The sequence below is a fragment of the Pseudoalteromonas sp. ABE4_541 genome (genome assembly GCF_056312285.1).
On record NZ_JBSVEM010000009.1, the window covers coordinates 143181 to 164668 of the forward strand.

General features: G+C 41.0%; 18 protein-coding genes. 12 read left to right on the forward strand and 6 right to left on the reverse strand.

Annotated features, from left to right (window positions below):
* Window positions 1–23: 23 nt before the first annotated feature.
* Window positions 24–785 carry an alpha/beta fold hydrolase gene (locus tag ACW689_RS11030; protein ID WP_476291260.1) on the reverse strand — a complete coding sequence of 254 codons (762 nt, stop codon included), beginning with the start codon at window positions 783–785 and terminating at the stop codon, window positions 24–26.
* Window positions 786–913: 128 nt separating this feature from the next.
* Between ACW689_RS11030 and seqA the strand changes: the two genes are divergently transcribed.
* From seqA to ACW689_RS11070, 8 genes are all read left to right on the forward strand, one after another.
* Window positions 914–1459, forward strand: coding sequence for a replication initiation negative regulator SeqA (seqA, locus tag ACW689_RS11035; protein WP_476291262.1), 546 nt, complete (start codon window positions 914–916; stop codon window positions 1457–1459).
* Between the two features lie 9 nt (window positions 1460–1468).
* Window positions 1469–3106, forward strand: a complete 1638-nt coding sequence (pgm, locus tag ACW689_RS11040) for a phosphoglucomutase (alpha-D-glucose-1,6-bisphosphate-dependent) (RefSeq protein ID WP_476291264.1) — start codon at window positions 1469–1471, stop codon at window positions 3104–3106.
* Between the two features lie 93 nt (window positions 3107–3199).
* Window positions 3200–4234 carry a succinylglutamate desuccinylase gene (gene astE / locus ACW689_RS11045; RefSeq protein WP_476291266.1) on the forward strand — a complete coding sequence of 345 codons (1035 nt, stop codon included), beginning with the start codon at window positions 3200–3202 and terminating at the stop codon, window positions 4232–4234.
* A 284-nt stretch (window positions 4235–4518) separates the two neighbouring features.
* Entirely contained in the window at window positions 4519–5736 is a 1218-nt protein-coding gene (locus ACW689_RS11050; RefSeq protein WP_476291268.1) for a thiamine pyrophosphate-dependent dehydrogenase E1 component subunit alpha, read from the forward strand.
* Entirely contained in the window at window positions 5736–6713 is a 978-nt protein-coding gene (locus ACW689_RS11055; protein ID WP_476291270.1) for an alpha-ketoacid dehydrogenase subunit beta, read from the forward strand. Before ACW689_RS11050 ends, ACW689_RS11055 begins: the two co-directional genes overlap by 1 nt.
* A gap of 9 nt (window positions 6714–6722) precedes the next feature.
* On the forward strand, window positions 6723–8273 hold the full coding sequence (locus tag ACW689_RS11060; RefSeq protein WP_476291272.1) for a dihydrolipoyllysine-residue acetyltransferase: 1551 nt from the start codon (window positions 6723–6725) through the stop codon (window positions 8271–8273).
* 164 nt (window positions 8274–8437) lie between these two features.
* A complete protein-coding gene (locus ACW689_RS11065) occupies window positions 8438–10558 on the forward strand; it encodes a hypothetical protein (RefSeq protein ID WP_476291274.1) in 2121 nt (706 codons plus the stop codon).
* 78 nt (window positions 10559–10636) lie between these two features.
* Entirely contained in the window at window positions 10637–11692 is a 1056-nt protein-coding gene (locus ACW689_RS11070) for a hypothetical protein (RefSeq protein WP_476291276.1), read from the forward strand.
* A gap of 58 nt (window positions 11693–11750) precedes the next feature.
* Here the strand turns inward: ACW689_RS11070 and asnS are convergent, their stop codons facing one another.
* Window positions 11751–13148: an asparagine--tRNA ligase gene (asnS, locus tag ACW689_RS11075; RefSeq protein ID WP_476291278.1), complete on the reverse strand. Its 1398-nt coding sequence runs from the start codon at window positions 13146–13148 to the stop codon at window positions 11751–11753.
* A 297-nt stretch (window positions 13149–13445) separates the two neighbouring features.
* On the opposite strand from asnS, the gene ACW689_RS11080 reads away from it, so the two are divergent.
* Complete coding sequence (locus tag ACW689_RS11080; protein ID WP_476291280.1) at window positions 13446–13880, forward strand: AAA family ATPase; 435 nt, start codon at window positions 13446–13448, stop codon at window positions 13878–13880.
* A gap of 78 nt (window positions 13881–13958) precedes the next feature.
* Here ACW689_RS11080 and ACW689_RS11085 read toward each other — a convergent pair whose 3' ends face one another.
* From ACW689_RS11085 to ACW689_RS11095, 3 genes are all read right to left on the reverse strand, one after another.
* Window positions 13959–14480, reverse strand: coding sequence for a hypothetical protein (locus ACW689_RS11085; RefSeq protein ID WP_476291282.1), 522 nt, complete (start codon window positions 14478–14480; stop codon window positions 13959–13961).
* Window positions 14481–14629: 149 nt separating this feature from the next.
* A complete protein-coding gene (locus ACW689_RS11090; protein ID WP_476291284.1) occupies window positions 14630–15670 on the reverse strand; it encodes a putative manganese transporter in 1041 nt (346 codons plus the stop codon).
* A 166-nt stretch (window positions 15671–15836) separates the two neighbouring features.
* Window positions 15837–17465: a M28 family metallopeptidase gene (locus ACW689_RS11095; protein ID WP_476291286.1), complete on the reverse strand. Its 1629-nt coding sequence runs from the start codon at window positions 17463–17465 to the stop codon at window positions 15837–15839.
* A gap of 149 nt (window positions 17466–17614) precedes the next feature.
* Here ACW689_RS11095 and ACW689_RS11100 point away from each other — a divergent pair, with 149 nt between their 5' ends.
* From ACW689_RS11100 to ACW689_RS11110, 3 genes are read left to right on the forward strand one after another with little or no spacing between them, the layout of a single operon-like run.
* Entirely contained in the window at window positions 17615–18457 is an 843-nt protein-coding gene (locus tag ACW689_RS11100; RefSeq protein WP_476291288.1) for a DUF3025 domain-containing protein, read from the forward strand.
* Window positions 18423–19208: an ABC transporter ATP-binding protein gene (locus ACW689_RS11105; RefSeq protein WP_476291290.1), complete on the forward strand. Its 786-nt coding sequence runs from the start codon at window positions 18423–18425 to the stop codon at window positions 19206–19208. Before ACW689_RS11100 ends, ACW689_RS11105 begins: the two co-directional genes overlap by 35 nt.
* Entirely contained in the window at window positions 19201–20409 is a 1209-nt protein-coding gene (locus tag ACW689_RS11110) for an ABC transporter permease (RefSeq protein WP_476291292.1), read from the forward strand. Before ACW689_RS11105 ends, ACW689_RS11110 begins: the two co-directional genes overlap by 8 nt.
* A gap of 44 nt (window positions 20410–20453) precedes the next feature.
* On the opposite strand, the gene ACW689_RS11115 is transcribed toward ACW689_RS11110, so the two are convergent.
* Window positions 20454–21254 carry a UDP-2,3-diacylglucosamine diphosphatase gene (locus ACW689_RS11115; protein ID WP_476291294.1) on the reverse strand — a complete coding sequence of 267 codons (801 nt, stop codon included), beginning with the start codon at window positions 21252–21254 and terminating at the stop codon, window positions 20454–20456.
* Window positions 21255–21488 lie beyond the last annotated feature (234 nt).

Genomic DNA, 21488 nt, shown 5'->3' on the forward strand with positions numbered 1-21488 from the left:
GTTCCACGTTAAAAACAGCTCGATTATTGAAGAAAATCTAGAATCGAGCGATTTACCGATTCAGGTTTTTGTGCATGTAGCCAATGACCTGCACCATGAATCACTTTTGCTTTCGCATTTGGGAAAAGCGCCATGATGGCTTCTCTATGTTCCGGTAGTATGTAGTCTGAGTCGTTTCCTTTAACGAACAGAGTATCGCACAAACAAGAATGAGATGCATTTATATTTGAGATGATTTTTATATAGTTGTGACATATATCGGGTAGGTTGAAGCGCCAAGAGTAGGTACCTGATTCATTTTTAACTAAACTTTTAAGTAAAAACTGGCGAACCCCTAACTCGTCGATAAAAGCTGCCAGCAATTTATCTGCCTCAGAGCGATTAGTTACTGTGCTTTGTGCAACAGACTTCAGCCCGTTAATGATCTCATCGTGTCTTGAGTGATAGTTAACCGGCGCGATATCAAGAACGACAAGACGATCTATCCGTACTTGTGCGTCCATTGCCAGTTGCATTGCAACTTTTCCACCCATAGAATGACCTACCAAGTGAGCTTTCTCTATATTGAGCGTATCCATGAGTGACAGTACATCGATGGCCATCGTAGGGTAGTCCATGATTTTATCGTGGAATGATTGGCCATGATTGCGTAAATCTACGTTGGTTACAGTGAAGTGCTCAGATAAGGCTTTTGCAATAATGTTGAGATTATCTAAAGAGCCAAACAGACCGTGAATTAAGATAACATGAGGGCCTGAGCCCGTTTGGGAATAGTTAAGTAACATGCTTTCTCCTAAATATATGAACGCAATTGTGCCAGTGTTGGGCGAAAATTCAAAGCCGTAGAGTAATAGAGCAAATCACGATATAATCGAAAATAGATGCACGAAATTTCAGTAATGACAGGAAAAGCATGAAGAAAATAGAAATAGATGACGAACTTTATCAATACATCGCTAGCAATACACAAAGTATTGGCGAAAGTGCCTCACAAATATTGCGTCGTTTATTAAACCTTTCTACTGACAGCAGTACGTCACAAGCACCAATAAGTGATGAAAGTGCCAAAACAGCAGAACAAGAACAACAGCAGCCGACTACAAAAACTGCAACGCAAACTCATGAAAATGTGTTCAACATACTAAATAAAGAAGAGCTAGCGATGCAAAAAGGTGTGGTAGGGCGCTTTTTGTTTATTCTGTGTGCCTTACACAGAACGCATAAAAAGTCTTTTCACAAAGTGCTCGATATTAAGGGCAGAGACCGAATTTATTTTGCAAAAAGTAAAGAAGCGTTACTTGAAAGTGGTAGTAGTATGAACCCAAAGAATATTCTAGATAGCGAATATTGGGTTATGACCAACTCAAATACGACTCGTAAAAAAATGATGCTTCATGAAGTAGCATTATGCTTAGGCTACACTGAAGCGCAAGCTGAAACTATCCGAGACTACCTATAAGGACATCGTATGGCACTCCATCCTGGCGCAGGTAAAAAAGCCGCGCAGTCGCAATTGGCGAACATACCAAAACTTGTATCTGCCTATTATCTTAACGAGCCCGATTTGGAACAAAATCCAGAGCAGTGCGTGGCGTTTGGCACGTCTGGACACCGAGGTTGCTCATATAATGTAAAGTTTAATGAATCACATATTTTAGCTATCACTCAGGCAATTTGTGATTATCGAAAAGCGAATGATATCTTTGGACCTTTATTTTTAGGTAAAGATACACATGCTCTATCGGAAGCCGCATTTAATTCTGCGATTGAAGTGTTAGTCGCAAACGAAGTTCAAGTTATTACGCAAGAAAACGATGATTACACACCAACGCCAGTTATTAGTCATGCGATAGTTTGCCACAATAAGCGTAATCCGAATGAGTTAGCTGATGGCATAGTCGTAACGCCTTCACATAATCCGCCTGAAGATGGTGGCTTCAAGTATAATCCGCCGAATGGTGGCCCAGCAGATACTGACATTACAAAGTGGATAGAAGACAGAGCAAATCAGCTACTACTAGAAGACCTAGTAGAGGTGGAGTTGTTTCCATTTGCCAAGGCAAGCCGATCTGGTTTTATTAAATACGAAGATTTAATTACGCCATATGTCGAAGACTTAACAAATATTATTGACTTACAGGCAATAGCCAAAGCAGGCGTATCAATTGGCGTCGATCCTCTTGGTGGTTCAGGTATTAACTTTTGGCCGGTCATTGCTAAGATGCACAACCTAAATTTGACTGTCGTCAATAACGAAGTCGATCCTCGTTTTGCATTCATGCCGTTAGATAAAGACGGAAAAATCCGCATGGACTGTTCATCACCCTATGCGATGGCGAATTTAATCGCGCTGAAAGATGATTATGATATTGGTATTGGTAATGATCCTGACTATGACCGCCACGGCATAGTGACAAGAGACGGATTAATGAATCCAAATCACTTTTTAGCAGTTGCAATTGACTACTTATTGAATCATCGCCAATGGCCAAGTGATGTAAAAATCGGCAAAACACTGGTTTCGTCAGCTATGATTGATAAAGTAGTTAATGCAAATAATCACGAAGTATATGAAGTGCCAGTCGGATTTAAATGGTTTGTCAAAGGCTTAAACAAGCAATGGCTTGCATTTGGTGGCGAAGAAAGTGCGGGCGCGTCATTTCTGCGCAAGAATGGCGATGTGTGGAATACCGACAAAGATGGTTTTATTTTAGGCTTGCTTGCCGCTGAGATCTTGGCTGTTACGGGAAAAACTCCGTCAGAACGCTATAAAGAACTTGAAGCTCAGTTTGGTGCGCCGATGTACAAACGTATTGATGCACCAGCAACAACTGAGCAAAAGTCGCGCTTAAAAGCGCTGAGTGCCGAAGATGTAAAAGCAGATGAACTCGCTGGGGATAAAATCACTCAAATACTAACCAAAGCGCCGGGCAATAATGCGGATATTGGCGGCTTGAAAGTGGTTACTGAGAATGGCTGGTTTGCAGCAAGACCTTCGGGCACAGAAGATATTTATAAGATTTATCTTGAATCATTTAAAGGCGAAGCGCACCTTGCTCAACTTGAGCAAGAGGCGAAAGAGCTAGTTGATTCAGTAATAAGTTAGATTAGTAACTATGATTGAAGCCATGCATTTGCATGGCTTTTTTGCATCTATTAATTATAGGTGCTGACTCTCACACAAACACTAGGTGACCGTATGTATCTTGAAGAACTCAAGAAATCTGGGGATTTTCTAACCCTGACTCGTAACAATGAATTTCATTTAACTGCTTCACAATTTGTATTGGACAATGGCACGGTAGCTGACGTGAAAGATACCGGAGTGATCCAGTTCACACCAAAAAATTACGGTGGAAAAGATATTGTGCTTTCAAGTGCGGTACATGGTAACGAAACCGCGCCAATCGAAATATGTGATGAGTTGATAAAAGCGATTATTACGGGAGAACTAGAGCTCAAACATCGTGTTCTGTTTATTTTTGGTAACCCTAAGTCGATAAATATTGGTGAGCGTTTTGTGGAAGAAAACCTCAATCGTTTATTTAATGGTACTCATGCACAGGGTGGTACGGTTAATAAGGAACGTGAGCGCGCTGCGAATCTCGAGCACTATGTGACGGAATTTTTTACGCAAGTTGAAGAAGGTCGTTATCGTTGCCACTATGATTTACACACAGCTATTCGAGGCTCAAAAAATGAAAAGTTTGCAGTCTATCCGTTCTTGCACGGCAAGCCTTGGAAAAAGCAGCAGTTACAATTTTTACTGGCGTGCGGCGTAAATACCGTGCTAATGATGCGTTCAGCTGCGACCACATTTAGTTATTTTTCATCGAAACAATTTGATGCGGATTCATTCACCGTAGAATTAGGTCAGGTTAAGCCATTCGGTGAAAATGACATGTCACGATTTGCTAAAACGAAATACACGCTTTCTGCATTAATTAGCCAAGATGAGTTGAATTTTGGTGATTTTAATTCTTCTCAGTTTGAGTTGTTTCAAGTGCACAGAACCATCAATCGTACTCAAGAAAACTTTACATTTCCGTTTCCTGAAAGTGCGGAAAACTTTACTGGTTTTTCTAAAGGGGAGTTGCTTGCAACTGACGGAGAAACCCAGTACTTGGCGGAAGTAGAGGGAGAGGCGATTATTTTTCCAAATGCCAATGTTGCCATTGGTCAGCGTGCTTTACTCACAGTTATTCCGATGGAAGTGGATGAAAGGTTTGTCTAAATCACTGTTTTAAAACATTTTACCCTGCCGTATCGAAATCTTTCCAAGCATAATTATGCAAATTTAGGGTTATTCACCTAGGATTAGTTGAATAACCCTTTACGTTAACGTAAAGTGACACAAGTTTTAATTTAATCAATTTGCATTTGTCGAACAGATTATTTTTACAAACTACTGCTAATTAATAATTAAAAAATTCAATTAGATTGGCGCTGTGTCGACAACTTTTATGTGTAAGCAAAAAAGTGCTGCAAATGTGTTATGACAACAAGAGAAGGTAGGTTATGACTAACCCCAATAACATATCGTTAAATATCAGCCATGCGTTGAAGTTTACTGATAGCCATGTCTTAGATATTCCAACACTCACTATTTTAGGTGATAACGGTGAAATATTGGACGGTGCGACTGCGCCTGATATAGATAAAGACACCGCACAACGTTTGTACTCGACAATGCGCTTTATTCGTTTATTAGATGAACGAATGCAAGCCGCTCAACGTCAAGGGCGAGTTAGCTTTTACATGCAATGTTTGGGTGAAGAAGCGGCAATTACAGCGAGTACAGCGGCGTTAAAGCAAGATGATATGATCATGGCTCAGTATCGCGAGCAAGCAGCCATAGCATACCGTGGTTTTACGCTTGAGCAGTTTATGAACCAGTTGTTTTCTAATGAGCAGGATTTAGGAAAAGGCAGACAAATGCCCGTTCATTACGGTTCAAGCGAATTGCATTACATGACAATCTCTTCTCCTCTCGGTACGCAAATTCCTCAAGCGACAGGTTATGCATACGGTCAAAAGCTCAAACACATTGATAAAGAAAGCGGCAAGCTGTCTTCAGAAATTGAAAATGTGACTATTTGTTATTTCGGGGAAGGAGCAGCGTCTGAAGGTGATTTCCATGCGGGTCTAAATATGGCAGCAGTTCATGAAGCGCCAGTAATTTTCTTTGCTCGCAATAATGGTTACGCTATTTCAACTCCTGCGGACGAACAATTCAAAGGAGATGGTATCGCATCACGCGGTGTGGGCTATGGAATTAAAACAATTCGTGTAGATGGTGCCGATGCGCTGGCTGTATACGCTGCAACACAGGCTGCGCGTAAAATCGCCGCAAAAAGTGGGGAGCCTGTGTTAATTGAGTCAATCGCTTATCGTTTAGGTGCACACTCAACATCTGACGATCCTTCTGGCTACCGTAGTAAAGAAGAAGAAGCACAATTTAAAGCAAGCTGCCCAATAGAGCGCTTCAGAAAGTGGATGTTAAAGCAAGGTTGGCTTGACGAAAAAGAAGATGAAGAAGCCAAAGATAAGATCCGAGAAGATATTTTAGCGGCAGTAAAAGTGGCAGAAAAAGTACAAAAGCCAGCGCTTGAAGAGCTTGTTTCGGATGTATATGACACGCCGATCCCGTCTTTGCAAAAACAATACGAAGAATTGAAAGAACATATTAAGCGCCACCCAGACGCATACCCAGTGACAGCAGGGAGATTAAAATAATGGCTAAAATGAATATGCTCCATGCCATTAACTCGGCATTAGACATTACCATGAACGAACATCCACAGGCTTGTATTTTTGGAGAAGATGTTGGGTATTTTGGTGGTGTTTTTCGCGCAACATCTGGTTTGCAAGAAAAGTATGGTAAGCACCGTGTATTTAACACGCCTTTAACGGAACAAGGTATTCTGGGGTTTGCTAATGGTCTTGCAGCATTTGGAGCGCCCGCGTTGGCTGAGATCCAATTTGCTGATTATATTTTTCCAGCATTTGACCAAATCGTGAATGAGTCTGCCAAATTCCGTTACCGCAGTGGTAATGAGTTTAACGTGGGTAATTTAACCATCCGTACACCATACGGTGGGGGAATTGCTGGCGGCTTATATCACTCTCAATCACCAGAAGCGTACTTCGCGCACACACCAGGTTTGAAGTTGGTTGTGCCACGTAATCCTTATCAAGCAAAAGGTCTATTACGAGCTTGTATCAAAGACGATAACCCGGTTATTTTCTTTGAGCCCAAGCGCTTATATCGTGCATCTGTAGGCGAAGTGCCCGAAGAGGATTACACCATTGAGCTAGGTAAAGCGGAAGTGGTTAAAGAAGGCTCTGATGTCACATTACTAGCTTGGGGTGCACAAATGGAGATCATTGAGCAAGCAGCCGTGAAAGCAGAAGAGGCGGGCGTGAGCTGTGAAGTGATTGACTTGCGCAGTATTTTACCTTGGGATATGGAAACGGTTGCCAAATCGGTAGTGAAAACGGGTCGTTTGATTATCAGCCATGAGGCCCCAATCACCAATGGCTTTGGGGCTGAAATTGCGGCGACTATTCAACAAGAGTGTTTCTTGCACCTTGAATCTCCCATTATGCGAGTGTGTGGTTTAGATACTCCATATCCTTTAGCGCTAGAAAAAGAATATGTGCCAGATGCATTAAAAGTGTTTGCGGCTATTAAGAAATCAGTTGAGTTTTAAGGATTAGTCATGGCTAAAGAATTTATCTTACCAGATATTGGCGAAGGCATTGTAGAGTGCGAAATCGTTGAATGGTTAGTGGCTGTTGGTGATGAAGTAAAAGAAGATCAGCCAATTTGTGACGTAATGACCGATAAAGCACTGGTTCAGATCCCGGCTGTACATGATGGCGTGATCACAACATTACACTATGAAAAGGGTGAAATTGCCAAAGTCCATGAACCGCTTTTTGCAATGGAAGTAGCAGGTGCGACACCAGCAAATGACGGTGCGGTAGCTGACTCGTCCAATAAAGCTTGCGCAAGTTCTCAATTAGAGGACTTCATCTTGCCGGATATCGGTGAGGGAATTGTTGAGTGTGAAATTGTAGAATGGCTTGTTTCTGAAGGTGATGAGATCAAAGAAGACCAAGCTGTTTGTGACGTGATGACCGATAAAGCCCTCGTACAAATTCCTGCGAAACATGATGGTATCGTAGAGAAGCTTTATTATCAAAAAGGTGAAATTGCAAAAGTACATAGTGCGCTTTTCCAAATGCGTTTGGCTGGTGCAAATGATGCGCCAGTAGAAGCAAAAGTTGAAGTGAAAGCGGCAGCACAAACAGTCAAAGCTGCAAAAAGCCAACAACCAAAGACTCAGCTGCCAGCCAATGTTAAAGCAATAGCATCTCCAGCTGTTCGTCGACTAGCGCGTGAGCACGATATTGATATTAATGAAGTACCGGGCTCAGGAAAAAATGGTCGAATTTACAAAGAAGACATCACGCGCTTTGTTGAAGGTGGTGGTCAAGCTCAACCTGTGGCATCGGCATCAAATGTGTCCTCAGCGAGCACTACCACACAGGTGGTTAGCGCTGGTAAGCGTACAGAGCCCATTCGTGGCATGAAAGCGGCGATGGCAAAGCAAATGGTTGCGTCTGTGTCGACAATTCCACACTTTACCTTTAGTGATGAAATTGATCTGACCGAGATAATTGCTTTGCGTAAAGAACTCAAAGAGCAATATGCAAAAGAGGGCATTAAGCTAACAATGATGCCGTTCTTTATAAAAGCGCTGTCTCTAGCAATTAAAGAGTATCCAATTGTTAATTCACAAGTAAATGACGACTGTACAGAAATCACTTATTTTGATGACCATAACATTGGCATGGCCGTGGATTCAAAACTTGGTTTATTGGTACCCAATATTAAAGGGTGCCAAACCAAGTCAATTGTAGAAGTGGCAAACGAAGTTACACGCTTGACTGAGGCTGCTAGAGAGGGACGCGTATCGCCAGATGATTTAAAAGGCGGAACAATTTCAATTTCTAACATTGGCGCGATAGGAGGCACCACAGCGACACCTATCATCAACAAACCTGAAGTTGCGATCGTTGCGTTAGGCAAGCTGCAACACTTGCCGCGTTTTGATGATAAAGGGAACGTTGTATCACGAGCAATCATGCAGGTGAGCTGGTCAGGTGACCACCGAGTGATTGATGGAGGGACCATTGCGCGATTCAATAACCTATGGAAAGCGTACCTTGAAAACTCTGCCAAAATGATGATGGCAATGAGTTAATTATGTCTGCGTGATCATAAAAGCCCGGTTAATTAACCGGGCTTTTTGCTATTGAGCCAAAACTTGTAAAGACTCCCATAATTCAAATCGAGTGGATGTACCTATTTGTACGATTTACTTGTACAATGGCGGAGTTTTAGGTAATTGTGATTTGGAAAATTTTAATGGAATTTAAAAAAACAGCACTGATATTAGCGCTATCTGGCGCTCTTGCGGCTTGCGGTGGTTCGAGTGAACAAGTTAATAATGAAGAACAAAACTTGAACGGTGGAGAAACTTCAAGTGGTACGAGTGAACCCGTTAGCGAAACAAAAGTGAGTGGGTACGCTGGCAATGGAAGCTTTTATAATGCAAATGTCAATGTATTTAGTGTAAACAATGGAGCAATAGCTAAGGTAGCCCCAGATAAACTCAATGTTACTAATATAAAAACTGACGAAAATGGATATTTTGAGTTCACAATTAAAGATTATGAAGGTGCGCTCAAAGTCCAGGTTACTGCTGACAACGATACGATTGCCATTTGTGATGCAACCGTAGGATGTGGTGAATACGACTTTTCAGAACAGCTACAATTAGCTGAGCTGGACAAAGATTTGTCACTTTCTAGTTTTGTTTATATAGGTCAAGGACAAAATGAGATTCGTGCCAACATTACACCAGTTACTTACCTAGCTTCTGGGTTAGTTGAAAGTAAAGGGGCATTTGATGAAGAATCTATTTTTGAAGTTACAAGTAAAGTAGCCAGCTTGTTTTCATTAGATCCAGATATTACTACGATTAAACCAACCGCTATACATGATAAATCTGAATTAGAGTCTGTGACTGACACCCAGACCCTTAAATATGCGCTAGTAAACACGGGAATTATGAACAATGTTTATAAAGTCCAAAATGATCAGCTACTACCTTCTGACAAGTTAACACTTGCTATGAACGATTTAGCAAATTTTGATGGGCATATGCTGGCTTTAGATGATGGCGATGAGCAATTTGAACTTAATGCTCAGTCTACATATGGCGAAGCACTAGAGGCTGCAAAATACTTAGCGGAAAACGTAACGCCGCATAAGCGCAATCATCTAAATGTAATCTCCAACGAGCTAAATAACGACCTTCAAGTAAAGTTAGCATCATCAGAAGAGTTGAGAATTGAACCTGTCGCGAGCGAGAAAACTTCAGGCATTGATATCGAGAAAGCCAAAGCGATGGTTAATGATTTTCGTATGTTCGCCAACTTTTTTGGGCTGATAGAACAGTCTGAGCAAGATACTCAAAGCAAAAAGTTTATTAACTTGTTAGAGCGTTCATCAGAGCTGGTGAATGAAGAGATGAGCAACTTTATTTTGTTGAGTGAAGTTACTTCTGTCGTATCTCGTATCAATTCAGATATAAATAATGGTATTTCAACTAATACACTATTTAACATCTCACATTATAGTAATTTGAATGGAATTACTGGGACAGTGCAACTGGATAAATTGAACGGAACATTTATCATCAATGCTGCAGTTGGTACTCATGTGATTCAAGTAACAGCTGCACTGCAACAGCATGCTGGAACAAGTAACTATAAGCTTACCTTAGTAGGTAAATTAGCAACTGCAAAAACAAGTTTAGAAATAACTAGTGGCAGTTATGCCAACCTAGAACAGAGCGATGATAATTCAATTACCTCTGGTGAATTGAACTTAGTAGTATCGATGCAAAGTACTTTGGAAAGTGAGCTTAAGTTTGATGGAAAGATCGAGACTAAGTTGGTTCAGGGAGACGAAACACTACGCCTTTATTTTGCTCAGTTAATAGGCGAGCAGGAGGTTTCACTGGTACCTCAAAACTTAATCTTAAATGGCCGTTTTACTGACTCTGAAGGTAGTTCTACTCAAGCACTATTAACTACAACGATGAGTAATGAGCAGGGTTTAGCTTATCTAAGCGCCATTTTGAATTTGTCTTATATGATATCTAACAACAGTATTGATATAGCTTTGTACCATGATAGGCTTAATAACAACACAGAGTCGTACTACCTAGCGTTAGTTTATAAGCTCGCACAACTGGGGACGAAGCGAACTTTGGATATTCAACATAATCCAAAAACAGGTTCCATAATTTCAGTGAATGAGGAAGGCGTATGGCTTGAGTTGTTTGAAAAGCCACAAAGTTTAAATAACGAAGTTACGTTAGGCGTGCTCAGAATAAATGAGCAAGAACAAGCCAAGATTGTCAAGCGAGATAATCTAACGTTTATCAAATACAACGATGGTAGCGTAGAGACATTGTAATACCATCCTGCCGGGTAGCTTTATACCCGGCAATTTCACTTCTAATTTTCGTAGTAACGCATGTGTAAATTTATATATATGACTGCATTAGCTGCTAGTGCTTCGGCGTATGCTAATGAGCATTCGATAAAACCTTTTTTGTATAGCCATTCTTACAGTAGTCTTGCTCCAATCAAGCAAGTTATAGACGATAATTGGCTCAGCGCTCCAAATAAAACAGCAGATAAAGCATTCTCACAATCAATCGCTGGTGTTAGTTACCAAGCTAACAATTACAGAATCTCAGCTTTATATAGGCTGGATTATGTAATAGATTCTAATCCTGATACAGCGTTAGCCTATTATCAGAATTCCAAAAAAAAAGCGCTTTTGAATGACTCTGCCTATGACATTAAACTGAAGTTTCAACAGCTTGAAAGTAAGGGGCTGGCATTCGGTTATGATACAAATATGGGTGATATTACGGCGCAGTTTGATCTGTTTGTTTGGCAAGTAGAATCAATGAGAGAGTCTAGACTAAACGGTCAAGTAATTGGTGGTGATAAAAATAAGCTGTTGGGTCAGTTAGACTTAACTGAGAGCTATACGGGAAAGAATTTCCTTAAGCGACCATATAATGGCAATTGGCAAACTCAAGGAACAGGTTTGTCACTAAATGTTTCGTTCCAATATAAAATAGATGATGCTTTTTCAATGGAAGTTGAACTTGCGGATCTATTCAACCGTTTCACAATTAAGCAAGTAGGCTATACAGAAACCAATATAGATACAAAAGGAAGCTTTATTGACAACGACGGTTTTGAGTCATTTAGGCCGCTACTCAAAGGAAAGGAAACCTCTTTTGACGAAACGGTGTACTTACCGGCCTATTTGAACACTGAAATTAGATACCAGCCTGAAAAGTGGGGCGTTGTAGCTAGCGTGAGTAAGAGGGCTGATGAAGTGTTCTCCAGTTTAGGTGTGTTATACGACTTTGGGTATCTCAAGCTTGAAGGTGCATATGACTTTTTACACCAAACACCCGAATTAAAGATAGAATCAAATTGGTTTAAGATAAATGTCGCTTCCGATTCAATAGATACGAATAAGATCAAAAATCTAAAACTTGGCCTGAGTTTAGCCGCTAGATTTTAAATTCTAGAAACAAAAACCCAGCCAAACGGCTGGGTTTTAAATTCATCACTTATGAAAATCAGTAAGTAGCGCTGCCTTTTGTACGAGGGAAAGCAATTACATCACGTACGTTGCCCATACCTGTAACATAAGCTACTAAACGCTCAAAACCGAGACCAAAACCAGAATGTGGTACCGTACCGTAACGACGTAAATCTCTATACCAGCTATAATCTTCTTTGTTTAAGCCCATTTCTTCTAGACGTTGATCAAGTACGTCTAAACGCTCTTCACGTTGTGAACCACCGATGATTTCACCGATACCTGGTGCTACAACGTCCATCGCAGCGACAGTTTTACCATCTTCATTTTGGCGCATGTAGAATGCTTTAATATCGCGAGGGTAGTTTTTAATTACAACTGGCGCTTTAAAGTGCTCTTCAGCTAAATAACGCTCATGTTCAGACTGCAAGTCTACACCCCATTCAACAGGAAATTCGAATTGCTTATCACACGCTTTCAAGATTTCGATTGCATCTGTGTAATCAACTTGTGCAAAATCTTTTTCAACAAATTCTTCTAGTCGTGAAATTGCTGTTTTTTCAATGCGCTGTGCAAAGAACTCCATATCGTCACGACGTTCAGTTAACACCGCTTTGAATACATACTTAAGCATATTTTCGGCTAAGCTTGCGATGTCTTCTAAGTCCGCAAATGCGACCTCAGGCTCTACCATCCAAAATTCAGCTAAGTGACGAGAGGTATTTGAGTTCTCTGCACGGAAAGTAGGGCCAAATGTGTAAATTTTTGACATGGCGCTTGCGTATGTCTCACCATTTAACTGGCCTGATACTGTTAAGAATGCCTCTTTACCAAAAAAGTCTTCAGAGTAATCAACGTCACCTTTATCTGTGCGTGGCAGGTTGTTCATATCTAGCGTCGACACGCGGAACATTTCACCAGCACCTTCACAGTCACTGGCTGTGATGATTGGTGTGCTGATCCACATGTAGCCCTGCTCGTGGAAAAAGCGGTGGATCGCTTGTGACAAACAGTTACGAACACGCGTTACAGCGCCAATCACGTTGGTACGAGGACGTAGGTGAGCGTGTTCACGTAAATATTCAATACTGTGGCGTTTTGCCGCCATAGGGTAGGTGTCTGGGTTTTCTACCCAACCAAGTACTTCTACTGAGTTTGCTTGAATTTCAAAAGCTTGACCTTGGCCTTCAGATTTAACTAACACGCCTGTTACTTTTACAGAGCAACCAGCCGTTAAGCGGGTAACTTCTTCATAATTATTGAGCGAATTAGGAACAACTGCTTGGATAGGGTCAAAACAAGAACCGTCATGAACGGCTAAGAAAGAAATACCTGCTTTTGAATCGCGGCGTGTACGGATCCAACCTTTAACTGTTACCTGGCTGTCTACCGCAACGGTGCCCTTTAGTAGCTCCGTTATCGCTATGTGGCTCATTTTCACTCCAATGATATAAGTTACCTAATAATTATTCGATGTACCTGTAACATATTTACAGACACGTAGGCCGTATCTTACCTCTCATACGCCAATAAAAAAACACTCAATTGCAACTCTTTTACAACTTAATGTGCTTTATTAATCGATATGTGAGCGAATGACTACTTTTGACCTAGCCAAAGTGCTTAAAGTACACAATAAACATGCGTATTTCATGATTAAATTTCAAAAATATGGCATCATAAGCGTTTGGATATAAATTTATACATACGGTTTAGGTAACTTTAATTGTCGATGAAACAGGTTTTTATATTACGAGGGTTGCCAGGATGTGGCAAAACACACTATGCGCAAACATTGGTAGATGAGTTGGTTGCGGGTGATGAAACGCAAAGTTTGATCTGCTCAACGGATGACTATTTTTACAATGATGCGGGTGAGTATCACTTTGAAAAATTCAAATTGCCTCAGTACCATAATTTAAACCTTGCTCGTTTTATTAACGGTTTAGCTGAAGGTATTCCCTTAGTCATTGTAGACAATACGAATATAAAAAAATGGGAGTTTGTGGCTTATAGTGCGGCCGCTGTTGCAATGGGCTATCAGGTTAAGGAGGTGATTGTAGGAGAAGTGAAAGATAAGTCCTTACAACATCTCTACGCAAAACGTAACACTCATGGTGTTGCCCTTAAAACAATTAGTAAAATGGCGTATATATTTGAATGGTAATAGGAGAGCACATAAGTACTCTCCTTGTGCTAAGTCGCATCTTGAATGTGTTTTTTTAGTTACGCATTCAAGTCCGTTTTAGTTGTTGCCAATATGCTTCCCTTCGCTGAACACTTTAAATTGTTCTACTAATACCTGCTCAAATCCACTTTCTGCGAGTAATGTTGTAAACGAAGATGGGTTTGCCAAATTGTCATTCCAAAATTGAATGGCTGTTGGCACCACGGAGATCCCTGCAACAAGCTTGCCGCTGAAATCGGATACTGAACGCACATCAAAAATAAGTGGGTTGTTGATAAGCGCTGTTTTAGCAGACTCAACAAGCATGTCGGTTGTGCTGTTTGACTGTGTAGCTTGATACGTGTTGCCATTAATGTCTTTGACAGTAATCGCCACTTTTAGATTGCCAAAGCTTTGCTCTGGTTTAACGATTTGTGCTAAGGCTTGCGCAGTTGCTGCTGAGCTTGCAATAACATTCACCGTGTTTGTTGAGCTGTCTAAATCTGAAACCATTACTGATGCAGATTGACCCAATGTATATGCTAAGACACGTTGAAATTGATAAACTGGGCTTGAAAGGCCAACTGTTTGTGTAGACATAATTATATTCCTTTGTAACTTGTTCATTCATCTTTGTCTGTTTGTGATAAACACTACACACCTTTTTGTTTTGAAGATGGTTTGCCACACCAAGACAAACAAAATGTAGTCATCTAGTGAGTAAATGTGAATTACATAGCATTACACCTTTATACCAATATATGAAACATATAGGCGACAATTAAAGCTGGGATGGCAGAATATGCAGTAGCAATCAAAGCTGCAGATGGAGCAATGGCTATCGCTGGAAATAGCGCATCACCATCGTTAGAAATTGCATTCCCCACTAATGCACTAAATGGAATACTGCCCTGAAGATAAAGGCTGGTTACAACGATTTGAGGTCCGCAGCCTGGAATAAAGCCGATGAGAATGGCAATCAAAGGTGCAAATGGACCAATTTGGCCGAATAACAGTGATATATCTAATTTAAAGATACTCACGCTTACCTCATAGAGCATAAAGCTTGCAATAACCCAAACACTCACAAACTGAGTGTCTTTTATTACACACTCTAAGTAATTGCATTGAGCAGTTAAATCAGCTTTCAGTTTTTGTTTGGTAGGGTTCACAGCCCAAGAGAAAACCACCAGTAGTGCAAAAGCACAGCCGATATATTCAATCAACATGCTCCATTGTCCAAACTCAACGTTGAATGCGATGAGTAGGGCGATCATTAAACTTGGCAACAACAAGTATTGGGAAAACCGAATAGTGAAGGGGGTTTTGTCCTGAATAACACTTTCAATTGGATTGTTAGCTCGTTTTATAAACAATGTGGGTTGAAATTTTGTTGGTAATGCATTGGCTATTAAGCCACTTAAAATACCAACGACAACCCCAATGGCGATAATCGCGATAGCTGTTAAGGGTTGTTTGGCCAGTAACAAAAACGCGGCATCGCCCATGGTGGCAGTCAGCACAGCGACGAGTGCGCCGAAGCTAGCTTGTTGTTTCGTATATTGAGTAACAATGATAATTGCCCCACCGCAGCCAGGAAGAGCACCTAAAACTGCCGCATAGCACATTTCTAGTAGAGGAGATTTTTGTTTTATATGAGACAGCTCAAAATTAGGAAACTTTTTAGAAAAAATAAAATAGACATACAGTGTACTTGCAACAAAAACGGTCACTTGAAAATATGCGTCGGCTAATGTCACTCGAGTTAACGCTCCAAGCGAGTCACTCATTAACGCCAAACAGAGTAGAAGAGGGAAAATTAATCGTTTACTGTTAAACGAGATGCGTGTTTGGGAATTAAGCCCAAATGTAGTTAAGCGCTCGAGCTGCAACATAAGTGTGACCAAATTTAAAAAACTTAGTCACACTATATATCAATCTAAATGATAATCAATATCATTTGCGCTGAAACTCGGACGTTGCATTCCAAGTTGGCCAATCTGATTGCTGTGAAATATCATAACCAACTTGATAAAACAGCTGTAAATCTTGTACTGCACCACTTAGGTCCCATTCATCGCGGAAGCGATCGCAAGGTTGATGGTAGCAGCCTCGTAACACTAAGCTCATGCGCTTACGATAGTTCGCAGTTTCTTCATCAAGCGCTTGGGTACCGCCACCAGCATACATTGCTGGTACACCCATATTGGCAAACGCGAAGTGATCAGAGCGGTAGTAGCCACCTGATGCAGGTTTCGGATCACCTGAAACGGTTCGGCCTTGTTGCTTGGCTGCGTTTGCTAGCATGTCATCAAGAGAGGATTTTCCAATACCAACCACGCTGATGTCTTTAACCTTACCTAAAAGATTTAAGCTATCCATATTGATATTTGCAACTGATTTGTTGGCTGAAATGACTGGGTTAGCTGCGTAAAATTTAGAACCAAGTAAGCCTTGTTCTTCAGCGGTTACAGCTAAGAAGGTGATAGAGCGGTCAGGACGGTTAGGCAAAGTTGCAAACGCTTCGGCAACTTCTATCATACCGCCTGTACCAGTCGCATTGTCATGTGCGCCGTTGTATATTTGATCGCCTTTACGGTTTTTGTCTGTGCCAAGGTGATCCCAGTGTGCTGAGTAGATGATATGTTCATCAGGTGTTTTGCTACCAGGCAATGTGGCTATGAAGTTGTAAGAAGTCGATGTTTTTATTTTGCTCTTTATTGAAACAGACGCAGTTAAATCACCCATATCCACATGATATGCGCCTTTGGCTGCATTGGCCTTTGCTGTATCAAAATCAAGACCCGCTTTTTCAAACAGCTCTTTTGCCACATCAACGGTTACCCAACCTTCAACAGCAACTCTGTCCATATTGTTATTCGCTTTTTGGAAGCCAAATTGCTCACCGCTCCATGAGTTTTCAACGACACTCCAAGGGTAAGAAGCTGGCGCTGTTTCATGAATGATAATAGCACCGGCTGCACCTTGACGGCTTGCTTCTTCATATTTATATGTCCAGCGACCATAATACGTCATCGCTTCACCAGTAAACATGGATTTGTCTTTGGTTGCGTAGCCTGGATCGTTGACGAGCATTACTACTGTCTTGCCCTTAACATCTAGTCCTTCGTAGTCGTTCCAGCCGTATTCTGGCGCGTTTACACCATAACCGACGAATACCAATTCCGAGTCTTTAATCGATTCAAATGGGCTGATACGGCTTGTGCCCATCACCATATCTTTTTTGTATTGGTAAGATTTTCCACCAATATCAAGTGTCATATTTGAGTCCGCTTCAATTGAGACCAGCGGGACTTCTTGTAAAAAGCTATCTCCATTACCTGGAGCATAACCCAGCGCTTTAAATTGCTTGGTCAAATAAGCGAGAGTTAATTCTTCACCTTTTGATGACGGAGCTCGCCCACCAAACTCGTCAGAGGCCAATGTTTTAACGTGTTCAGCGAGCTGTTTCGCATTAATGCTGTTGTAAGCGCTTCGTACGTCTGCTTGTGTGTTACTTGCCGTTGTTGCACAACCGCTTATAACCGCAATAGCTAACGCACTTAGTGTCATTTTTAGTTTCATGATGATTCTTTATTATTACTTAAGACGCGTAAGTATAAACATAAAATTCGTTAATTTTCGAGTGAGTGCGCTCGACAGCAGGTTACGGCCGTTGGCGCTTGGAGTGAGTTGGGGTAAACTGCAACAATCATTGTAAAAAGTAGTAGTTGATGAAAAAGTTTACGCCACCAGAACAATTTGACCCGAAACTAGTTACTCAAGGTGCATTTGAGCATCTCAATGTGTGCTTGAGCTTACATAAACAAGTAAATTGGCCGAGCTTTACGTGGTTGAATAGCCATGTTAATGCGCGTAATTATGACAATAAAAATATTCGGTTTGAACCGGACGCTCTGCTACAAGACGAAACTCGCTATTACGAACAAATTATTTTCGAAACGGGTCAAGTACCAACGCGCGAAGAAAACTGGCATGACTTGTTTGGCGCCTTAATTTGGTGTTTGTTTCCAAAAACTAAGTCCTTGTTAAATAAACGCCATATTGATGAAATTGAGTTACATGGGCTTAAGCAGCGAAGTAAACACCGTAATGCGCTTACATTATTTGATGAATGTGGCGTGGTATTAGCGATTTCAGATCCGATGTTTGCAGAACAATTAAAGGCACACCAATGGCATGATGTATTTGTTGATAAAAGGGCGTGCTGGGGGAGTGAGATTAAACCATTTATTTTCGGACATGCTAATTATGAAATGCTAACACACCCATTTATCGGATTAACTGGTAAGGCGCTGTGTATTCATGTGGAGCAAAGCTTTTACACGATGACATTAGAGGCACAGTACGCCTATTTGGACGCTAAGTTGGTGGAACTGATCGAGCATCAAGGTGTGCTTAATGATAACACCCAGCTTTCACCTTTACCTTTACTTGGTGTGCCGTCGTGGTATGAAGCAAACCAAGACCCTGAATTTTATAACAACACAAATTATTTTAGACCGAAGCGAAGGAACACACATGATAGAAGTCAAGGCGCTACAAAAGCGCTTTAAATTGACCAAAGCACATCAACAAAAAGCAAAGTCAATTGATGTGAGAGAACATGACGGATACTTTCACTCCGTGCGAGATGTTAGTTTTTCTTGTAAGCAAGGTGAAGTTTTAGGGCTATTGGGCCCCAACGGCGCAGGCAAAACCACCACGTTGAGAATGTTGTCGACTGCGTTGAAGCCCGACAGTGGCAACATTACCATCAACGGTCAAGATGTAATAAAAAAACCAATCGTTGGACGTCAATCAATCGGGTTTTTGTCCGGCTCTACTGGATTATACGGCCGCTTAAGCGCGAAAGAGAATGTTGAGTATTTTGCGCGTTTACATGGGCTTAAAGGCAAAGCTTTAAAAGCGCGTTGTGATGAGTTGTTTGCTCTTCTGGAAATGGATGAATTTTTAGATAAACGTGCTGAGCACTTGTCTACGGGTATGAAGCAAAAAACTAATATTGCCAGAGCCGTGGTTCACAAACCTGATGTTGTGGTGCTTGATGAACCAACAACGGGGTTAGATATCATGACAACACAAACTGTGATCCGTTTTATTCGCGACTTAAAAGAGCAGGGCACGCCTGTTATTTTCTCCACACATCACTTAGATGAAGTCGCGCTGTTGTGTGATCGAATTTGTGTTATTGATAAAGGCATGAGTTGTTTTGATGACACTGTAAATGCGTTTAAAGAACAGGGGAATAGTGAAGAACTAAACCAAGCGTTTTTAAATATTTTACAAGGAGCAGAATGTGTTTGAAGTTTTTAAGAAAGAACTCCTCGAACTGGTAAGAGACAAAAAAACACTGTTTTTTGTACTAGCATTACCCATACTTATTTTCCCAGTGATCATGGCACTTGTTGCTTTTTTAGGCTCTCAAGCAGCGCTAAAAGCGGAGCAGGAAGTACATACTTATTATATTGCTAATGAGCAGCTGGCACCTGAGTTTTCTGAACAGGTTTTTTATCATAAGAGTTTTAAGAAATACGAAGGTGAAGAGGTATTCCCTGACGTTGTGCAACTAAAAGCGGCAGTAAAAGCGGGGAAAATTGATGTTGGCATTTACCTTGATAAGGACCCAGAAACGTCAATAAAAACCGGTGAACAAGCACAGTGGCAGATGGTTTTTAATGATGCACGTAGTATCAATTTTATATATGACAGACTACGCGAATTGGCCAGTGACTACGCGAACAAAATTAGAACGCAAACGCTGTTATCTTTGGGTGTTGATGAAGACAAGCAGCAAGCGCTGTTACAACCGATTAAGGTGAGTAAAGTTGATACTGCGGATAAACGAGAGAACCTAGGTGAAAAGCTCGGGGCATTTATTCCCTATTTGTTGATCCCACTTGTTCTAATGGGGGCAAGCTATCCCGCCATTGACTTAGGCGCGGGTGAAAAAGAACGTGGCACGTTAGAAACCTTGCTATTAACCCCTGTTACACGCACTCAGCTTGTACTAGGAAAATTCGCTACCGTGCTATTAAGTTCATTGGCTTGTGCAACGGTAACGGTACTGAGTATGGCCATTTGGATTTCAATTGCGACCAGTTTCGTGGAGCTAGATACCATTAAGTCAGCCTTTTCTAGTGTGAACGGTTTCGACTTTTTGCTTATTTTTTTATTACTTGTACCAATCGCGGCAATATTTTCATCTTTGGTGTTAGCGATCTCGATTTATGCACGCACATTCAAAGAAGCGCAAAATTATATGGCGCCTTTGAGTATGGGTGTATTTTTACCGATTGTGGTGTCATTGATGCCAAACATGGAACTCAATACCAAAACGGCCATGATCCCAGTTACTAACGTTGCTCTGGCAATCAAAGAAATTGTTAAAGGTACTGTCGACTTCTCATTACTTACTATGATAGTGATGACCTCAGCTGCACTTGCCGCTGTGCTTTTAGGCTTTTGTGTTAAATGGTTCTCAAAAGAAGAAGTACTATTTAGGTAAGAACGGTGTAGGACAAAGCGATGTAATTTACATCGCTTTGTTTTTTAGGCCGCCTTAATACTCGTTTCTTTCACTTCTTGCAGTTCCACTACATTCATAACATGTTGAATGTCTGACCAATGTAATAACTCAATGCGGCCATTCTCACCCTCAACCAACGCCGTGCAGTTTTCAATCCAGTCACCGTCGTTACAATACACAATGCCTTCTTGTACTTTGATAGCTGGCTGGTGGATATGACCACAAATAATGCCATCTACACCATGCTTTTTGGCTTCATGAATGGCGGCTGATTCAAATGCTTCAATTGCCTCGCGTGCTTTGTGAACTCGGTTTTTAAGCCAAGATGCCAAAGACCAGTAGTGGCCTCCATACATGCGGCGAATTCGGTTAGTCCAACGATTTAAAAACAATAAGAAATCATACGCGGCATCACCGACAATACTGATGAGTTTGTTGTAACGTGTTGCTGAATCGAAATCATCACCATGCAGTAACAAAAAGCGCTTGCCAAGAGAGGTGGTGTGAATAAAGGTCTTATGTACTTCTACGTTAAAAAGGCTATTCCCCACGTAACTACGGAATGTTTCATCGTGGTTCCCTGGGATATATACAACTCGAGTACCTGATTCCGCTTTAGCTTGAATACATTCAAGTACTTGATAATGAGTTGGGTGCCAATAAAACTGACGCTTCATTGACCATAGGTCAACAATATCGCCCACTAAATAAAGTACATCACAGCGGGTACTGTTTAAAAAGTCGAGTAAATATTCGGCTTTACAATCCTTATAGCCAAGGTGAACATCTGAGATCCAGATGCTAGGGTAGTACGTTGCAGTCATAGTCCATGGTCTCAAGCGTAATAAAAACCACAATAGTGATAAAAAATGACCAAGCCATGACATAAATACGACAGATTTGAGATGTTTTTAGAAGGTAAATGTGTCAGTTAAACAGTGTGTTTATTTCAGTGTAGAAAAGTTTTATAAATGATAATGATTCTCGTATAAGTTTCGTTTTATGTTGCTCTAAGAAAAACATTCGTTATAATCGTGAGTGCATATTTAATCAGTAGT

What these genes read in the sequence shown, in the direction of transcription:
- ACW689_RS11095 (WP_476291286.1), bottom strand. Translation starts at nt 17,465, where the DNA reads ATGAAACTAAAAATGACACTAAGTGCGTTAGCTATTGCGGTTATAAGC.
- ACW689_RS11060 (WP_476291272.1), top strand. Translation starts at nt 6,723, where the DNA reads ATGGCTAAAGAATTTATCTTACCAGATATTGGCGAAGGCATTGTAGAG.
- ACW689_RS11090 (WP_476291284.1), bottom strand. Translation starts at nt 15,670, where the DNA reads ATGAGTGACTCGCTTGGAGCGTTAACTCGAGTGACATTAGCCGACGCA.
- ACW689_RS11080 (WP_476291280.1), top strand. Translation starts at nt 13,446, where the DNA reads ATGAAACAGGTTTTTATATTACGAGGGTTGCCAGGATGTGGCAAAACA.
- pgm (WP_476291264.1), top strand. Translation starts at nt 1,469, where the DNA reads ATGGCACTCCATCCTGGCGCAGGTAAAAAAGCCGCGCAGTCGCAATTG.
- ACW689_RS11100 (WP_476291288.1), top strand. Translation starts at nt 17,615, where the DNA reads ATGAAAAAGTTTACGCCACCAGAACAATTTGACCCGAAACTAGTTACT.
- astE (WP_476291266.1), top strand. Translation starts at nt 3,200, where the DNA reads ATGTATCTTGAAGAACTCAAGAAATCTGGGGATTTTCTAACCCTGACT.
- ACW689_RS11065 (WP_476291274.1), top strand. Translation starts at nt 8,438, where the DNA reads ATGGAATTTAAAAAAACAGCACTGATATTAGCGCTATCTGGCGCTCTT.
- asnS (WP_476291278.1), bottom strand. Translation starts at nt 13,148, where the DNA reads ATGAGCCACATAGCGATAACGGAGCTACTAAAGGGCACCGTTGCGGTA.
- ACW689_RS11030 (WP_476291260.1), bottom strand. Translation starts at nt 785, where the DNA reads ATGTTACTTAACTATTCCCAAACGGGCTCAGGCCCTCATGTTATCTTA.
- ACW689_RS11085 (WP_476291282.1), bottom strand. Translation starts at nt 14,480, where the DNA reads ATGTCTACACAAACAGTTGGCCTTTCAAGCCCAGTTTATCAATTTCAA.
- ACW689_RS11115 (WP_476291294.1), bottom strand. Translation starts at nt 21,254, where the DNA reads ATGACTGCAACGTACTACCCTAGCATCTGGATCTCAGATGTTCACCTT.
- ACW689_RS11055 (WP_476291270.1), top strand. Translation starts at nt 5,736, where the DNA reads ATGGCTAAAATGAATATGCTCCATGCCATTAACTCGGCATTAGACATT.
- ACW689_RS11105 (WP_476291290.1), top strand. Translation starts at nt 18,423, where the DNA reads ATGATAGAAGTCAAGGCGCTACAAAAGCGCTTTAAATTGACCAAAGCA.
- ACW689_RS11050 (WP_476291268.1), top strand. Translation starts at nt 4,519, where the DNA reads ATGACTAACCCCAATAACATATCGTTAAATATCAGCCATGCGTTGAAG.
- ACW689_RS11070 (WP_476291276.1), top strand. Translation starts at nt 10,637, where the DNA reads ATGACTGCATTAGCTGCTAGTGCTTCGGCGTATGCTAATGAGCATTCG.
- seqA (WP_476291262.1), top strand. Translation starts at nt 914, where the DNA reads ATGAAGAAAATAGAAATAGATGACGAACTTTATCAATACATCGCTAGC.